Source organism: Pseudoalteromonas sp. Scap06 (assembly GCF_013394165.1).
GTDB lineage: Bacteria > Pseudomonadota > Gammaproteobacteria > Enterobacterales > Alteromonadaceae > Pseudoalteromonas.
Genome location: NZ_CP041330.1, coordinates 2,574,300 through 2,594,421, shown reverse-complemented (window position 1 = coordinate 2,594,421; position 20,122 = coordinate 2,574,300). Strand labels below are relative to the sequence as shown.

17 protein-coding genes are annotated in these 20,122 nt (G+C 40.2%); 9 read left to right on the top strand and 8 right to left on the bottom strand.

The window, feature by feature from the left end:
- The first annotated feature begins 165 nt into the window (after nt 1-165).
- The 3 genes from radA (at nt 166) to FLM47_RS12055 (ending at nt 6,172) form a co-directional block, all read left to right on the top strand.
- On the top strand, nt 166-1,551 hold the full coding sequence (radA, locus tag FLM47_RS12065) for a DNA repair protein RadA (RefSeq protein WP_178956483.1): 1,386 nt from the start codon (nt 166-168) through the stop codon (nt 1,549-1,551).
- A gap of 71 nt (nt 1,552-1,622) precedes the next feature.
- On the top strand, nt 1,623-2,555 hold the full coding sequence (locus FLM47_RS12060) for a hypothetical protein (RefSeq protein WP_138608762.1): 933 nt from the start codon (nt 1,623-1,625) through the stop codon (nt 2,553-2,555).
- 293 nt (nt 2,556-2,848) lie between these two features.
- Entirely contained in the window at nt 2,849-6,172 is a 3,324-nt protein-coding gene (locus FLM47_RS12055; protein ID WP_178956482.1) for a ligand-binding sensor domain-containing diguanylate cyclase, read from the top strand.
- A gap of 166 nt (nt 6,173-6,338) precedes the next feature.
- Here FLM47_RS12055 and serA read toward each other — a convergent pair whose 3' ends face one another.
- From serA to metK, 5 genes are all read right to left on the bottom strand, one after another.
- Nucleotides 6,339-7,568 (bottom strand): phosphoglycerate dehydrogenase, encoded by a 1,230-nt coding sequence (serA, locus tag FLM47_RS12050; protein WP_178956481.1) that lies wholly within the window; start codon nt 7,566-7,568, stop codon nt 6,339-6,341.
- Between the two features lie 9 nt (nt 7,569-7,577).
- Nucleotides 7,578-8,231, bottom strand: a complete 654-nt coding sequence (rpiA, locus tag FLM47_RS12045; RefSeq protein WP_138609384.1) for a ribose-5-phosphate isomerase RpiA — start codon at nt 8,229-8,231, stop codon at nt 7,578-7,580.
- A 52-nt stretch (nt 8,232-8,283) separates the two neighbouring features.
- A complete protein-coding gene (locus FLM47_RS12040) occupies nt 8,284-8,880 on the bottom strand; it encodes a 5-formyltetrahydrofolate cyclo-ligase (RefSeq protein WP_178956480.1) in 597 nt (198 codons plus the stop codon).
- Nucleotides 8,881-8,898: 18 nt separating this feature from the next.
- Nucleotides 8,899-9,444 (bottom strand): hypothetical protein, encoded by a 546-nt coding sequence (locus tag FLM47_RS12035; RefSeq protein WP_075169738.1) that lies wholly within the window; start codon nt 9,442-9,444, stop codon nt 8,899-8,901.
- A 139-nt stretch (nt 9,445-9,583) separates the two neighbouring features.
- Complete coding sequence (gene metK, locus FLM47_RS12030) at nt 9,584-10,735, bottom strand: methionine adenosyltransferase (protein WP_008110316.1); 1,152 nt, start codon at nt 10,733-10,735, stop codon at nt 9,584-9,586.
- A gap of 265 nt (nt 10,736-11,000) precedes the next feature.
- Here metK and tkt point away from each other — a divergent pair, with 265 nt between their 5' ends.
- The 6 genes from tkt to FLM47_RS12000 all read left to right on the top strand — a co-directional run bounded on the left by tkt (nt 11,001) and on the right by FLM47_RS12000 (nt 17,532).
- A complete protein-coding gene (tkt, locus tag FLM47_RS12025; RefSeq protein ID WP_178956479.1) occupies nt 11,001-12,992 on the top strand; it encodes a transketolase in 1,992 nt (663 codons plus the stop codon).
- A 435-nt stretch (nt 12,993-13,427) separates the two neighbouring features.
- Nucleotides 13,428-13,742: a pyrimidine/purine nucleoside phosphorylase gene (locus FLM47_RS12020; protein ID WP_010387728.1), complete on the top strand. Its 315-nt coding sequence runs from the start codon at nt 13,428-13,430 to the stop codon at nt 13,740-13,742.
- A 190-nt stretch (nt 13,743-13,932) separates the two neighbouring features.
- A complete protein-coding gene (gene hpf, locus FLM47_RS12015; RefSeq protein WP_008110321.1) occupies nt 13,933-14,289 on the top strand; it encodes a ribosome hibernation-promoting factor, HPF/YfiA family in 357 nt (118 codons plus the stop codon).
- A gap of 142 nt (nt 14,290-14,431) precedes the next feature.
- A complete protein-coding gene (locus FLM47_RS12010; protein ID WP_178956478.1) occupies nt 14,432-15,664 on the top strand; it encodes an NRAMP family divalent metal transporter in 1,233 nt (410 codons plus the stop codon).
- Between the two features lie 364 nt (nt 15,665-16,028).
- The gene (locus tag FLM47_RS12005; RefSeq protein WP_178956477.1) at nt 16,029-16,952 is read left to right on the top strand and encodes a hypothetical protein; all 924 of its coding nucleotides are present in this window, start codon (nt 16,029-16,031) and stop codon (nt 16,950-16,952) included.
- A 1-nt stretch (nt 16,953) separates the two neighbouring features.
- Nucleotides 16,954-17,532, top strand: a complete 579-nt coding sequence (locus tag FLM47_RS12000) for a hypothetical protein (RefSeq protein WP_178956476.1) — start codon at nt 16,954-16,956, stop codon at nt 17,530-17,532.
- 261 nt (nt 17,533-17,793) lie between these two features.
- Here the strand turns inward: FLM47_RS12000 and FLM47_RS11995 are convergent, their stop codons facing one another.
- The 3 genes from FLM47_RS11995 to FLM47_RS11985 are packed head-to-tail and all read right to left on the bottom strand — an operon-like array spanning nt 17,794 to nt 20,110.
- Nucleotides 17,794-18,981, bottom strand: coding sequence for a VWA domain-containing protein (locus FLM47_RS11995; RefSeq protein ID WP_178956475.1), 1,188 nt, complete (start codon nt 18,979-18,981; stop codon nt 17,794-17,796).
- Nucleotide 18,982: 1 nt separating this feature from the next.
- Nucleotides 18,983-19,831 carry a MoxR family ATPase gene (locus FLM47_RS11990; protein WP_008464234.1) on the bottom strand — a complete coding sequence of 283 codons (849 nt, stop codon included), beginning with the start codon at nt 19,829-19,831 and terminating at the stop codon, nt 18,983-18,985.
- Nucleotides 19,832-19,885: 54 nt separating this feature from the next.
- Nucleotides 19,886-20,110: a DUF1653 domain-containing protein gene (locus tag FLM47_RS11985; protein ID WP_178956474.1), complete on the bottom strand. Its 225-nt coding sequence runs from the start codon at nt 20,108-20,110 to the stop codon at nt 19,886-19,888.
- Nucleotides 20,111-20,122: the final 12 nt, after the last annotated feature.

Below are 20,122 nucleotides of genomic sequence, written 5' to 3'. Positions count from 1 at the left end.
GAAACATGCCCTAAAGTAGGTTAAGTGAAACTACATTAGCATACTGTGAGTGTGATACTAAATGCGCTGATCCACAAGACGTTGTTGCTAAGGTAGAGCCAGCAATGGCAAAATAAGCGCTTAACACTGTGTATTTCAAAATAAAGAATAGTAGGTAAGGTTTAAATGGCTAAAGCGGCAAGAGTAGAGTTTGTTTGTACAGAATGTGGCATGAACTATCAACGCTGGCAAGGTCAGTGTCGCTGTGGCGCGTGGAACACTTTAGCAGAGTTTAAACCCTCTGCAGGGCAAAACAAAAAGGTAGCTGCTCGTGCAAGTGTAGGTGGCTATGCAGGCGGCATTGGTGGTGGTTCTAAAAAGATTAATGATGTAGCCACTGCAGAGGCTGAAAAACAGCTTACCGAAATTGGTGAACTAGATCGTGTGCTAAGTGGCGGTGTAACCACCGGCTCAGTTAATATTATTTCTGGCGATCCTGGGGCGGGTAAAACAACGCTGCTATCTGATTTAGTGGCAAGAATGTCTCAGCGTATGCCATCACTTTACTGTACTGCTGAGGAGTCCCTGTCGCAGTTTAAAAACAGGGTTAACCGGTTAAAGCTTAATTACAACGAAGATGAACTTTATTTACTGTCTGAGACCAGTGTTGAAACTATTATTGAAGAGCTTGATAAAAACAAAATTAAATTTGCCGTTATTGACTCCATTCAAGCAGTTGTTACCGATACCGCAAATGGTAGCCCTGGTTCGCCTTCTCAGGTGAAAAGTGCTGCTCAGGCATTAACACAGTACTGTAAGCAAAACGACGTGACTATGTTTATTATTGCTCACGTAAATAAGAATAATGAAATAGCCGGCCCGCAAACTCTAGTACATATAGTTGATGCACTGTTACATATTGATACCAACGATGGTCAAGTGCGCACCCTACGCGCTAATAAAAATCGCTTTGGTGATATAGATACTGTCGGTATTTTTAAAATGTGTGAACGCGGAATGCTCAGTGTTGATAACCCCAGTGAAATTTTCTTATCGGGTTCAACCACCGAGTCACCAGGGTCGACGATTACCTGTATTCGTAAGGGAAATCGTAATTTACTACTTGAAATTCAGTGTTTAACCACAGAAACCGAGGCAGAGTTTCCACAGCGAGTATGTGTTGGTTTAAATATGAATCGGATTAAAATGCTTACCGGTATTTTACGTAAGCACACTAAAACCAAAATATTCCACGATACGTTTTTTAATATTGTCGGTGGTTTAAAAATTGATGAATCAGAAACCTGTATTGACTTAGCGCTTGTTACTGCACTTTTGAGTAGTTTAAACGAATTCGTTGTTCCACGAACCACCTGTATTATGGGAGAGTTAAGTTTAAATGGTGATGTACGCCCAATCGACAGTGGTGTGCCCCGTGTTAAAGAAGCGGCGCAACATGGGTTTACTGAAATATTTATCCCATTTCGTAATTACCATAAATCCATGGAAGGGCTAGGTGCTAAAATAACGCCAGTTAAAACAGTGCACGAGCTACTTAGCTTAATAAATTAACGCTTACAGCGACTGCCGAGCAATGTTACTCTTTAGAGTAATACCGCTTATATACAGAATAAGGAAATAACATGAAGAAATTAGTGATTACAGCCGCGATTATTGCTGCAGGTGTGGGTGGCGTAAGCTATGCAAACTATGTAGCAACCCAAGAGGTACGCGCTGAGGTTGATAAGCAGTTGGCTTTGGTTAGCGAGCAAACAGGTGCAAGCTTTAACTATGCAGAGCTATCGGCGAGTGTTATTTCAAATAGTGTTGCTATTAGCAATATAGAAGTGACTAGCCCTGAGGGTAAAAATATTGCCACAGTTGAGCATGTGGAAGTAACAGGTTACGAAACCGATAAAATATCGCCACATACTGCTTTTACACTAAAGAATTTCCAATTTGATGAAGGTTTTGTCGCTACACTGCCAGCAGATACAAATACACAACTTGCCTCGGCCAGTTATGATTTACACTCATCATTAGATTACGATGAACAATCTGGAAACAGCGATATAGTTGTTAAACTACACGCCAACGATATTGCCAGCATTGATATGAATATGGGACTGGCTAATTCTAAAGCGCTTATGGATGCTTCACTAGAAATAAGCAAAGCTCAGCAAACAGCAGGTGATACCCCGCTTACTTATGAGCAAGAGTTACAACAGCAAACACTTATTATGCAAGCAATGAGCAAGTTAGAGCCACGTACTTTGAGTGTAATGCTCGATAATCAAGGTGAGTTAAGTACCTTGCTAGAAAGTGAGCTAGCCAAACAAGGTATGACACTAGAGCAAATGCAAATGATGCTGGCTCAACAGTTACAACAAGCGCCGGTAACCGAAGAAATAGCACAAGCATTAACTGACTTTGCTAAAGGCCTAAATTCGCTTAGTGTCTCGGCTAAACTACCGGAAGGTAAAACCATGATGGAAGTAAATCAGCAGCTAATGATATTAGCAGGGCAACCTGAAGAGCTGGTTAAGTTTATAAACTTAGAAGTTAAAGGCAAATAAGCACTAGTTATTAACCAGACTTTACATGTTAAATAATGAAAGCGTGAGTTTAGCTCGCGCTTTTTTGTGTCTTTATTAATTAAATATTATATATATTTGTAAAGTAACCTACTATTTTAAATGAAAGGTGATTGCTTGGATTCTGCTAAGGGACATGGGCTTGACGCTGCAGCTTTGCCTGCTTATTTTCTTCGCCTACTAAGTTACCAACTCGTAGCGTGATAAAGTCTCCCCTCGGTGAAACAAGTTTTAATTCTGAAATACAACAGCCCCTGGTAATTGGAGTTTTCTGTTTGAGTAAAAAAATAAAGTATTTGTGCATAATGTGGCTTGTTATTGTGTTTTCGATCCCATCTGTATTAGCTGCAGGTCCTGCTGTGCGTTTTGAGCGCTTATCAATAGAAAATGGGTTACCACAAAGCAGTGCAAAAGCGATTTTACAAGATCAGCAAGGGTTTTTATGGATCGGAACTGAGGAAGGCCTTGCGCGTTACGATGGTTATGAGTTTAAGGTCTTTAAAAAACAGAAAGATGATTTGTATTCGTTATCAAATAACTATATTAAGGTAATTACTCAAGGTAAAGACGGTGAATTATGGATAGGCACACGAGGAGGTGGTATTAACCGTTTTGATCCTACTACTGAGCGGTTTATCCGTTATATGCATGATCCAAACGATGCAAATAGTTTAAGCGATAACTCAGTGCACGCTATTACCCAAGACTCGCAAGGCAATATATGGATTGGAACAGATAAAGGTGGCCTGAATCGGTTTAACCCCAGTACCAAAAAGTTTACTCATTATCGCCATCAAGCTGATACTAAAAATAGTATTAGCGATGACGCGATTAGTGTTATAACTTCGGATGATAACGGCTCACTTTGGATAGGAACATGGAATGGGGGCCTTAACCATTTCAGTCCAAAAACAGGACTGTTTAGCCATTATAGTCATCAGCCTAATCAAATAAATAGTCTTAGCAATAATACTATTAGTGCCATTCATATAGATGATTTAGATAACTTGTGGATAGGAACACGTGGTAGCGGTTTAAGTTATTTTAATTTAGTAGAAAAAAAGTTTACCCATTATAAATATCAATCAAATAACGACAACAGTTTAAGTGATAACAATGTCGATGCAATTACGCCCGATAAACAAGGTAATCTATGGCTAGCTACGCTAGGTGGTGGGCTTAATTATTTTAATATTACCAAGAAACAATTTACTCATTATCGTTATGATGCAACAAATCCTAATAGTTTAAGCAACGATATTGTTAGAGCAATTATTTACGATCAGCATGATAACTTGTGGGTAGGAATGGACGGCGGAGGTCTCAATCGTTCAAATTCAATTGCTAGGCAGTTTACCCATTACAACCACCAAAGAACAGACCCTTACAGCCTTAGCCATAATATGATCAGAGCAATTACCCAAGACCGTGAGGGGTCATTATGGATAGGTACATGGGGAGGTGGGCTTAATAAATTTAATTCAGCTTCTGAGAAGTTTACTCATTATCGACATGATGACACCAGCAGCAACAGTTTAAACGACGATCGTATTTACGCAATAACCCAAGATAAGCAAGGCTATTTGTGGCTTGGGGCCGATCAAGGAGGGTTAAGTCGTTTTGATCCTTCAACAGAGAAATTTAAGCACTTCCGCCATGATCCAAGTAATATAAATAGTGTTCGTGGAGAAGCTATTAGTGTAATAACAGAAGATCGCGATGGATATTTATGGTTAGGCTCATGGCAAGGATTGAGTCGTTTTAATCCTCTTACAGAGCAGTTTGTTCACTACAATCATGATCCAAATAATAGTAATAGTTTAAATGATGATACCATCCGAGTGATCACCGAGGATCGTCGTGGTCACCTTTGGTTAGGTACATGGAAAGGAATTAATCATTTTAATCCTGATACACAAACGTTTACTCACTTCACTCATCAAGATACTAACCCTCGAAGCTTAAGTCATAATACCGTCTACGCAATCAAAGAAGACCATTTAGGTAATATTTGGGTAGGGACAGCCAGTGGTTTAAATTTACTTGATAAGGCAACGGGAAGTTTCACTCATTATTTTGAAGAAGATGGCTTAGCAAATAATGTCATTTACCGAATTGAAGAAGATAATACTGGTATTTGGCTGAGCACTAACCAAGGACTCTCGCACTTAAATACTAAAACAAAACGCTTTAAAAATTATAACGTTAGCGACGGCTTGCAGAGCAATGAATTTAATGCAGATGCCTCATTTAAAAGTAAAACGGGCGAGTTGTTTTTTGGTGGTATTAACGGGTTTAATCGTTTTTATCCAAATGATATTAAAATTGATAGTCGACCTCCAAAGGTGGTTTTTACTGATATGTTGCTGTCGAATAAGTCGGTACCAGTAGGTGAAGTTAAACGTAAAACGGCTACCCAAACAGAGATTGTGAATAACATTAGATCTGGATATAGCCTCGAAAAAGCAATTCACAGTACTTCTGAAATAACGTTAACTCATAAGCAAAACTTAGTTACTTTTGAGTTTAGTGGTCTGTATTTTTCTAATTCGAAAAAAAACCAATATGCATTTCAAATGGCTGGTTTAGATAACGAGTGGATAAAAACGGATTATAAAAACCGTCGTGCAACTTATACTAATTTACCTACTGGGGAGTATATTTTACGTGTTAAAGCGAGTAATCCTTATGGGGTTTGGAATGAAACTGCTACAGCATTAAAAATCAAAGTGCTACCGCCACCCTGGTTGTCGTGGTGGGCTTACACCGGTTATGTAGTCTTAGTTGTGTTGGCTATTTGGTTATTTGTGCGCGCGCAATATAAAAAAGTGCACTTTATTAAAAAAGTAAACGAGCAACTAGAGCTTAAAGTGGCAGAGCGTACTTTAGGGTTACAACAAGCGAATGCAGAGTTAGTAAAGTTAAGTGTTATCGACGAATTAACCGGACTCTACAATAGACGATTTTTAGCCAATAACTTACTTGCTGATATAGAGCTGGTCAATCGTAAATACTTTGAACACAGCGAGCAAAAAACACTAGCAACTATTAAAGATGCCGATCTAATTTTTTTCCTTATTGATATTGATCACTTTAAGCGAGTTAACGATGTTTATGGCCATACTGCCGGAGATGCCGTATTAATGCAGATAAAGGACGTTTTAAAGCAGATATTTAGAGAGTTAGATTATTGTGTTAGATGGGGCGGAGAGGAGTTTTTAGTCGTTGCACGTTTTTCAGAACGTAATAATGCCGCTGAATTAGCCGAAAGACTTAGAGCGGCTATAGAAAAACACGCTTTTAAAATTAGTGATAGCGAAACGATTAATAAAACCTGCTCTATTGGGTTTGCAAGCTACCCATTTCTACCCAATAGGCCTCAAGCATTGAGTTGGGAGCGGGTCGTTGACATTGCTGATCATTGTTTATATGCCGCTAAGAACTCCAATCGAAATGCATGGATAGGGTTGGATAATATAAGTTGCGAGGCGGACGGTTTATTTGCCCAGATTACAGAGAACACAACTGCATTAATTGAGACTAATCATCTGCAAGTAAAAAGCTCATTAAGCAAAAATATACAAATAAAGTGGCAGTAAATAAAAGCCGTACTTGATTATTCAAGTACGGCTTTTATTATTTTAGCTGATAGCTGATAGCTGATAGCTGATAGCTGATAGCTGATAGCTGATAGCTGATAGCTGATAGCTGATAGCTGATAGCTGATAGCTGATAGCTGATAGCTGATAGCTGATAGCTGATTATTTAGTGAAGAATACGAGCTCTAATTGTGCCCTCAACGGCACTAAGTTCTTTTAGTGCTACTTCAGATTGAACGGTATCTACGTCAATAACCACGTAACCAATCGCTTCATCCGTTTGTAAGTACTGTGCGGCAATATTAATACCGTGCTGAGCAAACGCTTGGTTAATTTGCGTTAGCACGCCAGGGCGGTTGTGATGCACGTGTAGCAAGCGGCTACGGTTGGCAAGTTCAGGCAATGATACTTCAGGGAAGTTAACTGCAGTAATGGTTGAGCCATTATCTGAGTACTTAGCGAGTTTACCTGCTACTTCAATACCAATGTTTTCCTGTGCTTCTTGAGTAGAACCCCCAATGTGCGGCGTTAAAATAACGTTGTCGAATTCACGTAGTGGCGAAATAAACTCTTCATCGTTTGATTTAGGCTCAACTGGGAATACATCAATGGCTGCACCGCTAAGTTTCTTCTCTGTTAGTGCTTCAGCTAGGGCGTTAATGTCAACCACAGTACCGCGAGAAGCATTAATTAAAATAGACCCTTGCTTCATCACGGCAAGCTCTGCTGTACCAATTAGGTTTTTAGTTTGCGGTGTCTCTGGAACATGTAAGCTAATAATATCAGCGCGTTGCAACAGCTGCGTTAAGTTATGTACTTGTGTAGCATTACCTAAAGATAGTTTGTCTTCAATGTCGTAATACTCCACGTTCATACCAATATTTTCAGCCATAATACCTAACTGAGTTCCAATGTGACCGTAACCAATAATACCTAAGGTTTTGCCGCGTGCTTCAAACGAGCCATTAGCTGTTTTTAACCAGCCGCCACGATGGGCAGCGGCATTACGCTGTGGAATACCACGTAATAACAGCAATATTTCACCAAGTACAAGCTCAGCTACAGAGCGAGTATTTGAAAACGGTGCATTAAATACCGCAATACCACGCTCACGCGCTGCGTTTAAATCTACTTGGTTTGTGCCAATACAAAAACAACCTACAGCAACTAGCTTTTCAGCTGCGTTTAATACAGATTCGTTAATATGAGTACGAGAACGAAGCCCTACAAAGTGCACATCTTTAATGCGCTCTATAAGTTCGTCCTCTGGCAACGATGTTTTAACGTAGTCGATATTGCTATAACCGTTACGTTTTAGCGTTTCAACAGCGCTTTGGTGAACACCTTCAAGCAAGAGAATTTTAATTTTGTCTTTTGCTAACGATACCTTACTCATAACCATATCCTATTTAATTTGTGGCCCATTTTTAGTGCCGATAATTACTTTATCAGCACCGCGCTCTGCAAATAGGCCGTTGGTGACTACGCCAACAATTTGATTTATTTGTGTTTCAAGCTGTTTAGCATGGGTAATTTTTAAATTATGTACATCTAAAATAACGTTGCCGTTATCGGTTACTACACCTTGGCGATAAACTGGGTCACCACCTAGTTTTAATAATTCACGGGCAACGTAGCTACGTGCCATCGGAATAACTTCAACCGGAAGAGGGAAGTCTCCTAAGGTATCGACTAGTTTTGTATCATCAACAATACATACAAACTGTTTTGCTACAGCTGCCACTATTTTTTCGCGGGTAAGCGCCGCACCGCCGCCTTTGATCATTTCATTTAAGGCGTTAATTTCATCTGCGCCATCAACGTATACATCAAGTGCTGCTACATCGTTAAGCTCAAACACTTCTATGCCAAGCTCTTTTAAGCGCGCTGTAGATGCTTCTGAACTTGATACTGCACCAACGATGGTGTCTTTAACTGTGCCTAGGGCATCAATAAAGTGATTAACGGTTGAGCCTGTACCTACACCTACTATGGTGTTTTCTTTTACAAACTCGAGTGCAGCCCACGCAGCTGCTTTTTTTAATTCATCTTGTGTCATTGTTGTCTGCTCATTGGTGTCAAAATAGGCTGTTAGTTTACAAGGTTAGTTGTTACCAACAGTAGATTTTATCGGGTGTTATGATCGTTTTTAGTGGTACATCCCACGATTCAATCGGTAACTCATCGACTTGTTGGCACGCATGTGCGAGGCCAATAAGTTGCGGTTGTTGCCAGTGTTGTTCGTATAAACGTGCCAATGTTCTATCGTAAAACCCACCTCCCATTCCAAGGCGATTACCAAATTTATCAAATGCCACTAATGGCATTAGAACGTAATCAAGCTCAGGTAAGGGGCATATTTGAGAGCAGTTCAACTTAGGCTCCAAGATACCATAGCGATTTGCTCTCATGGGTGAGTTTTTTTCATAGCGTTGAAATAGTAAATTAGCCCCATTAAATGGATGAATTACGGGCAAGTAAATAGCCTGGTCAGTGTTCCATAATTCATTAATTAACAATGAGGTATCTAATTCTCCATCATTACTTAAATAAAGCGCGATATGACTTTTTTTGGCCGAATTTATGCTTTTTAAGTGTTGAATAAAATTCACTTTAAGCGATTCGGCGGCTAATTCTTGCTGTTTTTTTGATAGGTTATTACGTGCTTTACGAATATCGTGTCTTATTTGTGCGCGATTATTACTCATTAAATAGCTTAACCGTAATTAAAAAGAGAATAAATTAGGAAATAATAAGTACATAGCAAGTACAATAAGCAATATTACGGCTGTAGAAATCAGCGAATATAAAACAAGGTTGCCGCGTTTTTTGGGCTCAGTAGAGAGGGGCTCATCAAGCATTAAATCGTCATCTTCCCATACTTCATTGTTTTCATCAGGTAATGATAATTCAACTTCAGGGAGGCGTTGCTCAATATCTTCTAGTTTTTCTTCAAGGCGAATTAGGCTACTGGTAATGTAATCTAGGGCGTCAAATAAGCGCTGATCTCGCTGGCTGTCGTAAGCTGTTTGAGGTGCCGTTTGTGTAGCCGCAGCTTGCTGAAGTTTGCTTTTAATCCCCAGCGTTGAAAGTAACTTAGCTTGCTTGAGTGCTTTATCTTTGGGGCAAGGGGCAAATAACGGTTTGCCATCAAAAAAAGCAGCCACTTTTTCTGGCGAGGTTTTCAGCTTTTCTGTCAGTGCAGTGGTCACTGCTTGGCTGTCTGCACCTTCTGCAAGTCCTACAAATATAACACGAAAATTGTCGGCCATTTTTTATCCCTAATACGCTTTATTGTATAAGCAGAGTATATACCTAAAATGTTAAACAGTTCGAGACTGTTTTACGACTAACTTAGTACACATAGCAAAACGGCCCTAAAAAGGGCCGTTTAAATATTAGCTAAGTGGCTTATAGACCAGCTGCTGCGCGAAGTGCGTCTGCTTTATCTGTGCGTTCCCATGGGAATTCGTCACGACCAAAGTGGCCGTAAGCCGCTGTTGGAAGATAAATAGGGCGCTCAAGATCAAGCATTTGAATTAGACCGTAAGGGCGTAAGTCAAAGTGTTCACGAATAAGTTCAATTAAACGCGCTTCTTCTAATTTACCTGTGCCAAATGTTTCAACACTGATAGAAGTAGGCTCTGCAACACCAATAGCGTAAGACACTTGAAGTTCACACTTATCAGCAAGGCCTGCAGCAACAATGTTTTTAGCAACGTAACGTGCAGCATAAGCCGCTGAGCGGTCAACTTTTGATGGATCTTTACCAGAGAAAGCACCACCACCGTGACGAGCCATGCCACCGTATGTATCTACAATGATTTTACGACCAGTTAAACCACAGTCACCCATTGGGCCACCAATAACAAAACGACCCGTTGGGTTAATGAAAAATTTAGTTGCGCTAGTAATAAGCTCAGCAGGAAGTACTGGCTTAATAATTGTTTCCATTACCGCTTCTACTAAGTCATTTTGCGATACATCTTCGCTGTGCTGAGTAGAAAGTACAACGGCATCAATACCTACTGGCTTGCCATTTTCGTATGCAAATGTAACTTGTGATTTTGCATCTGGACGTAACCAGTTAAGCTCGCCGCTTTTACGAACTTCAGCTTGACGCTGCACTAAACGGTGAGAATAAGTAATTGGAGCAGGCATTAATACTTCAGTTTCGTTACATGCGTAACCAAACATTAAGCCTTGGTCGCCAGCGCCTTGCTCTTCAGGGCTTGTACGGTCAACACCTTGGTTAATGTCTGGAGACTGTTTACCAATAGTGTTTAAAATTGCACACGAATCGGCATCAAAGCCCATATCTGAGTGTGTGTAACCAATTTCACGTACTGTTTTACGTGTAATTTCTTCGATATCAACCCATGCGCTAGTAGTGATTTCACCACCAACCATAACCATACCGGTTTTAACGTAAGTTTCACACGCTACACGGGCATGAGAGTCTTGCTCTAGGATAGCATCAAGTACCGCATCAGAAATTTGATCGGCGATTTTATCCGGATGACCTTCAGAAACAGATTCAGAAGTAAATAAATGTTTTGCCATTGTAATTATGCTCACAAATATTGCGCTTCACAAACGTCGGTATTAGCGCTAAAAAATTAAGGCGCGTATTTTATCTAAAACAAGCGAACTTGCATAGTTTTTTTACGCCTAGACGTCTAAATAAAATATATAATAGTAAAAGGTTCTTAAAAAATATTCATAATGTCCTATTTTTATGGGTTTTTAATTGCACACAGCCCCTACAATAAGTAAGAATGGAGGTATATAAATACCCGCGCAAATACATATAAAGGTAGGAGAATTCATGCCATCTCGCAAAGAACTTGCAAATGCTATTCGCGTCTTGTCAATGGACGCAGTACAAAAGGCCAAATCTGGTCACCCTGGAGCCCCTATGGGCATGGCTGATATCGCAGAAGTATTATGGCGCGATTATCTAAAACATAACCCAACAAATCCAGAGTGGGCTGACCGAGATCGATTTATACTCTCAAATGGTCACGGTTCAATGCTAATTTATTCTCTATTGCATTTAAGTGGTTATGATTTACCACTGGACGAAATTAAAAACTTCCGCCAAATGCACTCTAAAACACCAGGCCACCCAGAATATGGATACGCGCCAGGAATTGAGACCACTACGGGTCCATTAGGTCAAGGGATCACAAATGCCGTAGGTATGGCAATTGCTGAAAAAGCATTAGCCGCTCAATTTAACCGTGAAGGCCATGACATTGTTGATCACCACACTTACGCATTTATGGGTGATGGTTGTTTAATGGAAGGTATTTCTCATGAAGCCTGTTCGCTTGCTGGCACATTAGGCCTAGGCAAGTTAGTGGCATTTTGGGATGACAACGGCATTTCAATCGACGGTGAAGTTGAAGGCTGGTTTAGCGATGACACACCAGCACGTTTTAAAGCATACGGCTGGCATGTAATTAGCGACGTTGATGGCCACAACAGCGATGCTGTAAGTGCTGCAATTAGCGAAGCAAAAAGCGTGACTGACAAACCAACGCTAATTTGTTGTAAAACAGTAATTGGATATGGCTCACCTAATAAATCAGGTAGCCACGATTGTCATGGCGCACCATTAGGTGATGACGAAATTAAAGCATCTCGCGAGTTCTTAGGTTGGACGGGTGATGCATTTGAAATCCCTGCTGACATTTATGCACAGTGGGATAACAAAGAAAAAGGCCAACAGCTTGAAGCAAGCTGGGATGAGAAATTTGCTGCCTACGAGCAAGCATTCCCAGAGCTAGCAGCTGAATACAAACGCCGTACAAATTCAGATTTACCCGCTGATTGGGCTGAAAAGTCACAAGCGTATATTGAGCAGTTACAAGCAAACCCAGCAAATCCAGCATCACGTAAAGCATCGCAAAATGCATTAAACGCATTTGGTCCGTTACTACCTGAGTTTATGGGTGGCTCTGCCGATTTAGCAGGTTCAAACTTAACAATTTGGGATGGCTCTAAAGGCTTAACGGCAGACGATGCAAGTGGTAACTACGTTTACTACGGTGTGCGTGAGTTTGGTATGTCGGCAATTATGAATGGTATTGCACTTCATAAAGGCTTTATTCCTTACGGTGCAACGTTCTTAATGTTTATGGAATACGCACGCAACGCGGTTCGTATGGCTGCATTAATGAAGCAACCAAGCATTTTTGTATACACGCACGATTCAATTGGTTTAGGTGAAGATGGTCCAACTCACCAACCTGTAGAGCAAATTGCCAGCATGCGTTTAACGCCTAACCTTTACAATTGGCGCCCATGTGACCAAGTTGAATCGGCAATTGCATGGCAACAAGCTATTGAACGTAAAGACGGTCCTACATCATTAATCTTTACTCGCCAAGGCTTAGAGCAACAAGCACGTGATGCACAGCAATTAAGCGACGTTAAAAAGGGTGGTTACATCCTAAGTTGTGACGGCAACCCAGAGCTTATTCTTATTGCTACCGGCTCTGAAGTACAACTAGCGCAAGACTCTGCGAAAGAGCTACGTGCGCAGGGTAAAAAGGTACGTGTTGTATCTATGCCGTGTACTGATGCGTTTGAAGATCAATCGCCTGAGTACAAAGAAAGCGTATTACCAGCAAGCGTTTCACGTCGCGTAGCGATTGAAGCGGGTATTGCTGATTACTGGTACAAGTACGTAGGTCTAAATGGCGCCGTAGTCGGTATGACCACCTTTGGCGAGTCGGCACCAGCTAACGAGCTATTTGAATTCTTCGGCTTCACCGTAGAAAACATCGTTAACAAAGCAAACGCATTGTTTTAAGCGACTGCTTTAACATAAAAAAGCCCGCGCTGTGTAAAACAGAGCGGGCTTTTTTATGAGTTGTACTTTTATCACTGCCTCTAAAGCGCAGTGTTTCTAGCCCTCTTTGTGCATAAATCATTAAAAATTTATTTGAACACAGAGAAGTAAATGAGAAGAAAATGAGGCAATACAAAACCTAAATTACAAAGTCAATTCTGCTGTTTGATCACTTCTCTAAAGCGTAGCGTCTCATAGTCCTCTTTGTGCACAAATCATTAAAAGACCTGTTCGAAAAGTTTAGCCCGTTGCTCGAAGCAAATTCCCCTATAAAGTCGTTCATTTTTAATCTTTTGGCTGCTAAGTGAGTAATTTTCACAGCACTTAACTTGCAAGGCTTTTGTGTATCAGGCACTGTGGAGGTAGCAAAATTATAAATTAATAACAGGAGTTAACATGCCAAAGTTCGATAACGTTAGTGTGGTTAAAAAAGCCAATGTATATTTTGATGGCAAAGTATCAAGCCGAACTGTGCTTTTAGGAAATGGTGAAGCGAAAACCTTGGGTTTTATGCAACCCGGTGAATTTGAGTTTAATACCAACCAAAAAGAGTGCATGGAATTACTTGCAGGGCAGTGGGATGTGTTATTACCAGGTGAAAGCGAGTGGAAAACATTTAATGCGGGTGAGTCATTTAATGTTGATGCTAATGTTAGCTTTCATGTAAAAGTAAGTGATTTTGCAGATTATTGTTGTTCATACACAGATTAATTACATAATTGGTTGAATTATCAGCACCTCTGAAAAGCCGCTATCACGCGGCTTTTTGCATACTTAATGCTAAATGAATGATCTAAATCAGGTGGGGTAATAAATAATTGCTAAATTTAGCTATTTTCTCTTGTGTTAATTCGTTTAGCCCCCAATACTAACTATGAGGTAACATAAAAAAGGATACCCTATGAAAATTAATCTTTCTGGTCACCATGTTGACGTTACTGATTCTATTAAAGAACACATTAACGAAAAGTTTTCTAAAATTGAGAGTCATTTTCCATCATTGATAGCGCTCGACATTATTCTTTCAAAAGAGCATCACAAGTTCCAAGCAGAAATTAGTACTAATTATGAAGGTGCGCGAATATCGGTTAAAGGGGAAAACGAGGTTATGTACCCAGCTATTTCCAGCGCAGCTAAAAAACTCGATGCCGCACTAAAGCATCGTAAAGGGCAAATAAAAGCGAACTTACATGAAAAGCCTGTAAGTACCACACCTGAAATAGCACATGAAATCATCCAAGAGATGGATTTAAATTAATAACTAACAATGTGTTATTTTTAAAAAGAGCCTAAGGGCTCTTTTTTATTGTCTGTAAATTAGGTAAGTTATGCATTCACACAGTTTATTAATGATTAAAATTAATAATAAAAGCACATAACACACCAAATTTGAGAAGTTAATGCAGTACACACAAAGCACATGGAAGTCTCGGTTAGGAGCGCTCGGCCCAGGTATTTTAATGGCTACCGCTGCCATTGGTGGCTCACACTTAGTTGCATCGACTCAAGCTGGCGCATTATTTGGCTGGCAGCTATTTTGGCTTATTGTGGTGGTTAACGTTTTAAAGTACCCGTTTTTTCGTTTTGGTATGGAATACACACTCGCTACTAAAAATAGTTTAGTCGAAGGGTATAAAAACCAAGGGCCTGGCTATTTTTACAGTTTTATTGCCCTCAATATTATTGCCGCGGTGGTAAATACCGCGGGCGTATTGTTGCTTACTGCGAGCTTATTACACTACGCATTACCTATTAGTATTCCCGTTACCTTATTGTGCTGGTTAATATCGGCTGTGTGTTTAATTATATTATTACTAGGGCACTTTAAAGCACTCGATAATGTTGCAAAAGCTATTATGGGGCTACTTACTATAGCAACCATAACAGCATTAATTATTGCTATAAATAACGGCCCTGTAGCGCCTGTAAACTATGTTGGTCCCTCACCGTATGAACTTGCCATGTTAGGCTTTATGGTTGCCTTAATGGGGTGGATGCCAGCGCCTATTGAAATTTCGGCTCTGAGCTCGTTGTGGCTTAAAGAAAAACAAACTCAGCAAAGTGTGACTAAAAGCCAAGGCTTATTCGATTTTAATGTAGGTTATTGGTTAACTGCCGGGCTTGCGCTGGTATTTTTTAGTTTAGGTGCGTTAGTGCAATATGGGCAAAGCAGTAATATAGAGCTTGGCGGTGTAGCCTTTGCTAAACAGCTGATTGATATGTATGCACTTACTATTGGCGAGTGGGCAAGGCCTTTGGTATCAGCCATCGCGTTTTTGTGTATGTTTGGCACCACACTCACCGTGCTTGACGGTTACGCCCGGACACTTAACGAATCGCATAAACTTCTAGGTTTTAAGCAATCAAAACACAGCTTAAATACGTGGCTTATATTACAAGCATTGGCCGGTATGGCGGTGATCTTATTTTTTAAATCAGCTCTTGGGCCCATGCTTACCTTTGCCATGACGCTTGCGTTTGTAACCACACCGGTTTTTGCATGGCTTAACTTCAGCCTAGTTCGCTCAGAGCCTGCGATTAAACACAGTCTACTTTTGCGTGGCTTAACCTGGTTAGGCTTGGTGTACTTGGTTGGTTTTGCTATGGCGTTTGTGGTTTGGAAGTTGATGTGATTTTACTGACATAACAGAGCTTTAAGCAACCTTTAAGGTATAAATTTAATGGAGGTTATAGGATTAATAATAGCTTTGGCTCTATTTGATAATATCCAATCTTAAAGCGCTCATGCTCGACTATATTTAATAAGGAGGATTAAAAACAATTATTCTGATTATGAAAAGAAGTGCCATGCTTCTTCTTTTAGTATTTTTATAAATTACAGTATCGGTATCTTTAGTTTAGGTTATTGTTGGTCTAAAGGTTAAGGGCGAAAATTGCTGGGGCAAGTTTTTTTAGGTACACTATTAAACGTTTTACTTTCATGGCTGTTTTAATTCAGTGGTGAAATATTAGGATTTATTTATAAGGAAATTTAACATGTCTGCACACGCTAGAAAAGCTATTCAACAATTACAAAGACAAAGACAAATTCAGGCCGCTATTGGCAAAAATGAATATACATTTGTACAAATGAATACAACTGAATTCTTTGACTTTATTATTAATGTAAAAAGATTGAATGGAATGAACCAGTTTCAAATCAGTGAGTGGATTGAGAGAATATTAGTTAAAGCAAATATTAATTCGGATACCATTAATAAGTATAAAGAGTCGGCTAAATTATATTCTGCGGCAGTTCCAGTTACATTAGATGTTGCAGCTCTTGGAGCTCTTGCTTTAGAAGTGAGTCGTAGTGGGAACGTTTTTTCTAAATATCAGATTAAGACTTATAATGGTAAGCCACATATTATATTTAAAGGTTATGCAGGTCTGAGAAAACACTTAACAGGTACCAAGTATTTGGCACATAATCCTAAAGTTGTTTCATTTGGAATTGGTAAATTGGGTGTTGAAAAAGCCATTAAAGGTGGTTTTGTTGTCACTATAATCATTTCAGCATTTTTTCACAGTATTGAGCAAATGATTAATGATAAAGCTACATGGCATGATTTTATTGGTGGTATGGCTGTAGATATAAGTATTGCTGCTGTATCGTCTGGAATTGCTTGGGGACTAATTTCAACTTATGTAGGCGGTACTGCCGCAATGCTCGCTATAGGCCCAATGGTAGCAGTAGTTATCATTGGTACTGTACTTACCCTTTTAACATATGCGTTTATTGATTCTGATGAAATGACTAAAAAAATGTCAAATAGCTTGCGAGTAATGGAAGAGAATATAAAAAATAGTGTGTCTCAGTTAAAATATGAATTAGATAGGGCTGAGCAAATGTACGATAACAATCCAATTGAGTTTATACACCGCTTATTTGGTATTCCTTACTCAGGAAGACGATACTAAAATGGCAAGTTCGGCTAATCAACTCTCACCTGTCAACCCTAAAAAGGGGTGGTTTTCTATAGGCGTTTTATGTTTAATCATTACTCTCTATGCCTACAGCTTTGAATTAGAAATTAGCACATTAAGTCTTATTGCTGAAAATGTAATTTCGTTAAAAATTAAACCTGTAGTAATTCCTTTGATAGTTATGATGCCCGCTTTTTTTGTACTCATCTACGGGATTTATCAAAGAATGTATGGTGATATATCAGAGAAATCGATGCGAAGGGGGCTGTTTGTTATTATAGGATGCTTCCCTCTATTTCTGATTACCTGGTGGATTTACAGCTGGCAACTTAGTGATAAGCTTGAAAGTGAAGGCTATTCCATTTGTCACTGGTATTCAGGAGCTTCACTAGGGGCTCCAAAAATTTGGCTTTCAGACCCAAGTTACTGCATTGAAGACGGTTATTTAGTAAGGATTGAATTACTTGAATGGCTAAAGCAGCAGCGGTTAAGTGGAAAAAAACCATCCATTGAAGTCTTCGAGAAGCAATTAGAACTCATGCTCAGTGAATACCATCAAAAATATGGTGTATGAACTACTTAAAATACATTAACTAAGTTCTTTTATCGCTTTACTTACCCCATCTAAACTAAGTGGGTACATGCGGTTGTTCATTAACGCGGTAAGTCGGGTTGTTTCTAATAAATTTATCTTTTTTGTCGGATGGCGTGGCTTCGCCACTTATCCGACCTACGTCAAAGGTAGGTTGGTTAAGCCGAAGGCGCCACCCAACAAAGTTATAGGTTCACGCCCGAAGCTCTGCTGCTAGCACTGAGCTGCCATAGATATTAACTATCAACTCAGCTCTTTTATCGCTCTACTTATCCCATCTAAACTCAGTGGGTACATGCGGTTATTCATTAGCTGCTTTATAAAATCAATTGATTGATAATACGGCCAGTGTTCAACGGGTTGTGGGTTGAGCCACGCGACTTTATCAAAGTGATTGGTGATTCGGTTTAACCATGCACTGCCGGGTTCTTCATTCCAATGCTCTACTGAGCCGCCAGGATAGGCAATTTCATACGGGCCCATAGTGGCATCACCAACAAATATAACTTTGTAGTCACTGGTGAACTTGTTGATCAGCGTCATGGTGTCAATAACGTTTGAGTGGCGGCGTTGGTTATCTTGCCACACGTGCTCGTATAAGCAGTTATGAAAGTAGTAAAATTCTAAGTGTTTAAATTCGCTGTGGGCGGCGCTAAATAACTCTTCACAGGTATGAATGTAGTCATCCATTGAACCGCCAATATCAAACAGCATCAATACTTTTACCGCGTTGTGGCGCTCGGGGGCCATTTTGACATCGAGCATGCCGCCTTGCTTGGCGGTCGCGCGAATAGTCTCGTTTAAATCAAGGGTGTCGCTTGCGCCAGTACGGGCAAATTTGCGGAGCTTTTTAAGCGCCAATTTTATAGTGCGTGAACCAATTTCACGGTCAGAATCTAGGTTACGGTATTCGCGCTTATCCCACACTTTTACTGCTTGGCGATTGCGGCTGCCGTCTTGACCAATGCGAACGCCCTCAGGGTTATAACCATATGCACCAAAAGGCGAGGTGCCGCCTGTACCTACCCACTTATTGCCGCCAGCATGGCGTTTTTGCTGTTCTTCTAAACGCTCTTTTAGGGTTTTCATTAGCTCTTCGAGCCCGCCCATGGCTTTTAGTTGGGCTTTTTCTTCATCGCTTAGGTGCTTTTCAAACTCTTTACGCAACCAATCTTCCGGTAAATTGTGTTGTTGTTTTAAGCTCTCGAGTAGGTCTAAGTCGGCAATACCGCTAAAGTAATCGCTAAAGGCTTTATCGAACCGGTCAAAATGGGTTTCGTCTTTTACCATAATAGTGCGTGCTAAATGATAAAACGCGTCTACATCAGCAAATATAACGCCTTGTTTTAAAGCGTTAATTAAATCGAGTAGTTCGCGCAGGCTCACAGGTAAGCGGTATTCTCGTAATTTGAAGAAAAATGCAATCAACATCTTAACGGCGACTCATAAACGCAAGTTTTTCGATTAGGCTTATGTCTTGCTCGTTTTTAAGCAGCGCACCAAACATCGGCATTAAGCCGCCTTTTTGCGCTTTGTCGTGCAGGGTTTTTGCGTCTATATCTTCAGCCATTAATAGTTTTAACCAATCAAGTAACTCGCTGGTGGATGGCTTCTTTTTAAGGCCGTTGGCTTCGCGTAAGTTAAAAAATACTTCTAATGCTTGGCGAACTAAATCTTGTTTAACATGCGGGTAGTGCACATCAATAATTTGCTGCATTTCGTCGCTATTTGGAAAATCAATATAATGGAAAAAACAGCGACGTAAAAACGCATCAGGCAGCTCTTTTTCATTGTTTGATGTGATGATCACAATAGGGCGCTCTTTAGCCACAATGCGCTCACCGGTTTCGTATACATGAAATTCCATTTTATCGAGTTCGAGTAGTAAATCGTTTGGAAACTCAATATCGGCTTTGTCTATTTCGTCAATAAGCAGTACTGGGCGTTTGCCGTTTAATTCAGCGTACATGAAGGCTTGCCACAGCTTACCTTTAACTATGTAGTTGCTAATATTGTGAACGCGCTCATCACCTAGCTGGCTGTCGCGCAAACGCGATACCGCATCGTACTCGTACAAACCTTGCTGCGCTTTAGTGGTTGATTTTATATGCCACTGAATAAGCTCAGTATCTAAACTTTTCGCTAACTCTTCGGCCAGCATGGTTTTACCTGTGCCAGGCTCGCCTTTAATTAAAAGCGGTTTTTGCAGCATAATAGCGGCGTTTACTGCCTGTTTTAATGCTGAGCTTGCGATGTAATTATCAGTAGAATTAAATTGCACGGGTTATCCTTTATCTGGTCTGAGCAGTAATTATTATGCGTTATAATGCCATAGTTAATCGGCTTCACCAAGGTAGGCAAAACGGGCGATAGTTTTACCGTCTTTTTCTACGGTTTCAGTAAACATACTTAGTGGGCGTGCCCATATGCCGTATTCACCGTATAAGGCTTGGTAAATAACCAACTGCTCGTTGGTTTCGCTGTGGGTCGCCACATGCATAACTTTATATTGTGGGCCTTTGTAGTGTCGATATAAACCCAGTTTTAGTGCTGTAGTCATAGTCTGTTATCT

What these genes read in the sequence shown, in the direction of transcription:
- FLM47_RS11995 (WP_178956475.1), bottom strand. Translation starts at nt 18,981, where the DNA reads ATGTTGATTGCATTTTTCTTCAAATTACGAGAATACCGCTTACCTGTG.
- FLM47_RS12040 (WP_178956480.1), bottom strand. Translation starts at nt 8,880, where the DNA reads ATGAGTAATAATCGCGCACAAATAAGACACGATATTCGTAAAGCACGT.
- FLM47_RS11985 (WP_178956474.1), bottom strand. Translation starts at nt 20,110, where the DNA reads ATGACTACAGCACTAAAACTGGGTTTATATCGACACTACAAAGGCCCA.
- hpf (WP_008110321.1), top strand. Translation starts at nt 13,933, where the DNA reads ATGAAAATTAATCTTTCTGGTCACCATGTTGACGTTACTGATTCTATT.
- serA (WP_178956481.1), bottom strand. Translation starts at nt 7,568, where the DNA reads ATGAGTAAGGTATCGTTAGCAAAAGACAAAATTAAAATTCTCTTGCTT.
- radA (WP_178956483.1), top strand. Translation starts at nt 166, where the DNA reads ATGGCTAAAGCGGCAAGAGTAGAGTTTGTTTGTACAGAATGTGGCATG.
- FLM47_RS12000 (WP_178956476.1), top strand. Translation starts at nt 16,954, where the DNA reads ATGGCAAGTTCGGCTAATCAACTCTCACCTGTCAACCCTAAAAAGGGG.
- tkt (WP_178956479.1), top strand. Translation starts at nt 11,001, where the DNA reads ATGCCATCTCGCAAAGAACTTGCAAATGCTATTCGCGTCTTGTCAATG.
- rpiA (WP_138609384.1), bottom strand. Translation starts at nt 8,231, where the DNA reads ATGACACAAGATGAATTAAAAAAAGCAGCTGCGTGGGCTGCACTCGAG.
- FLM47_RS12035 (WP_075169738.1), bottom strand. Translation starts at nt 9,444, where the DNA reads ATGGCCGACAATTTTCGTGTTATATTTGTAGGACTTGCAGAAGGTGCA.
- FLM47_RS12010 (WP_178956478.1), top strand. Translation starts at nt 14,432, where the DNA reads ATGCAGTACACACAAAGCACATGGAAGTCTCGGTTAGGAGCGCTCGGC.
- FLM47_RS12005 (WP_178956477.1), top strand. Translation starts at nt 16,029, where the DNA reads ATGTCTGCACACGCTAGAAAAGCTATTCAACAATTACAAAGACAAAGA.
- metK (WP_008110316.1), bottom strand. Translation starts at nt 10,735, where the DNA reads ATGGCAAAACATTTATTTACTTCTGAATCTGTTTCTGAAGGTCATCCG.
- FLM47_RS12020 (WP_010387728.1), top strand. Translation starts at nt 13,428, where the DNA reads ATGCCAAAGTTCGATAACGTTAGTGTGGTTAAAAAAGCCAATGTATAT.
- FLM47_RS12060 (WP_138608762.1), top strand. Translation starts at nt 1,623, where the DNA reads ATGAAGAAATTAGTGATTACAGCCGCGATTATTGCTGCAGGTGTGGGT.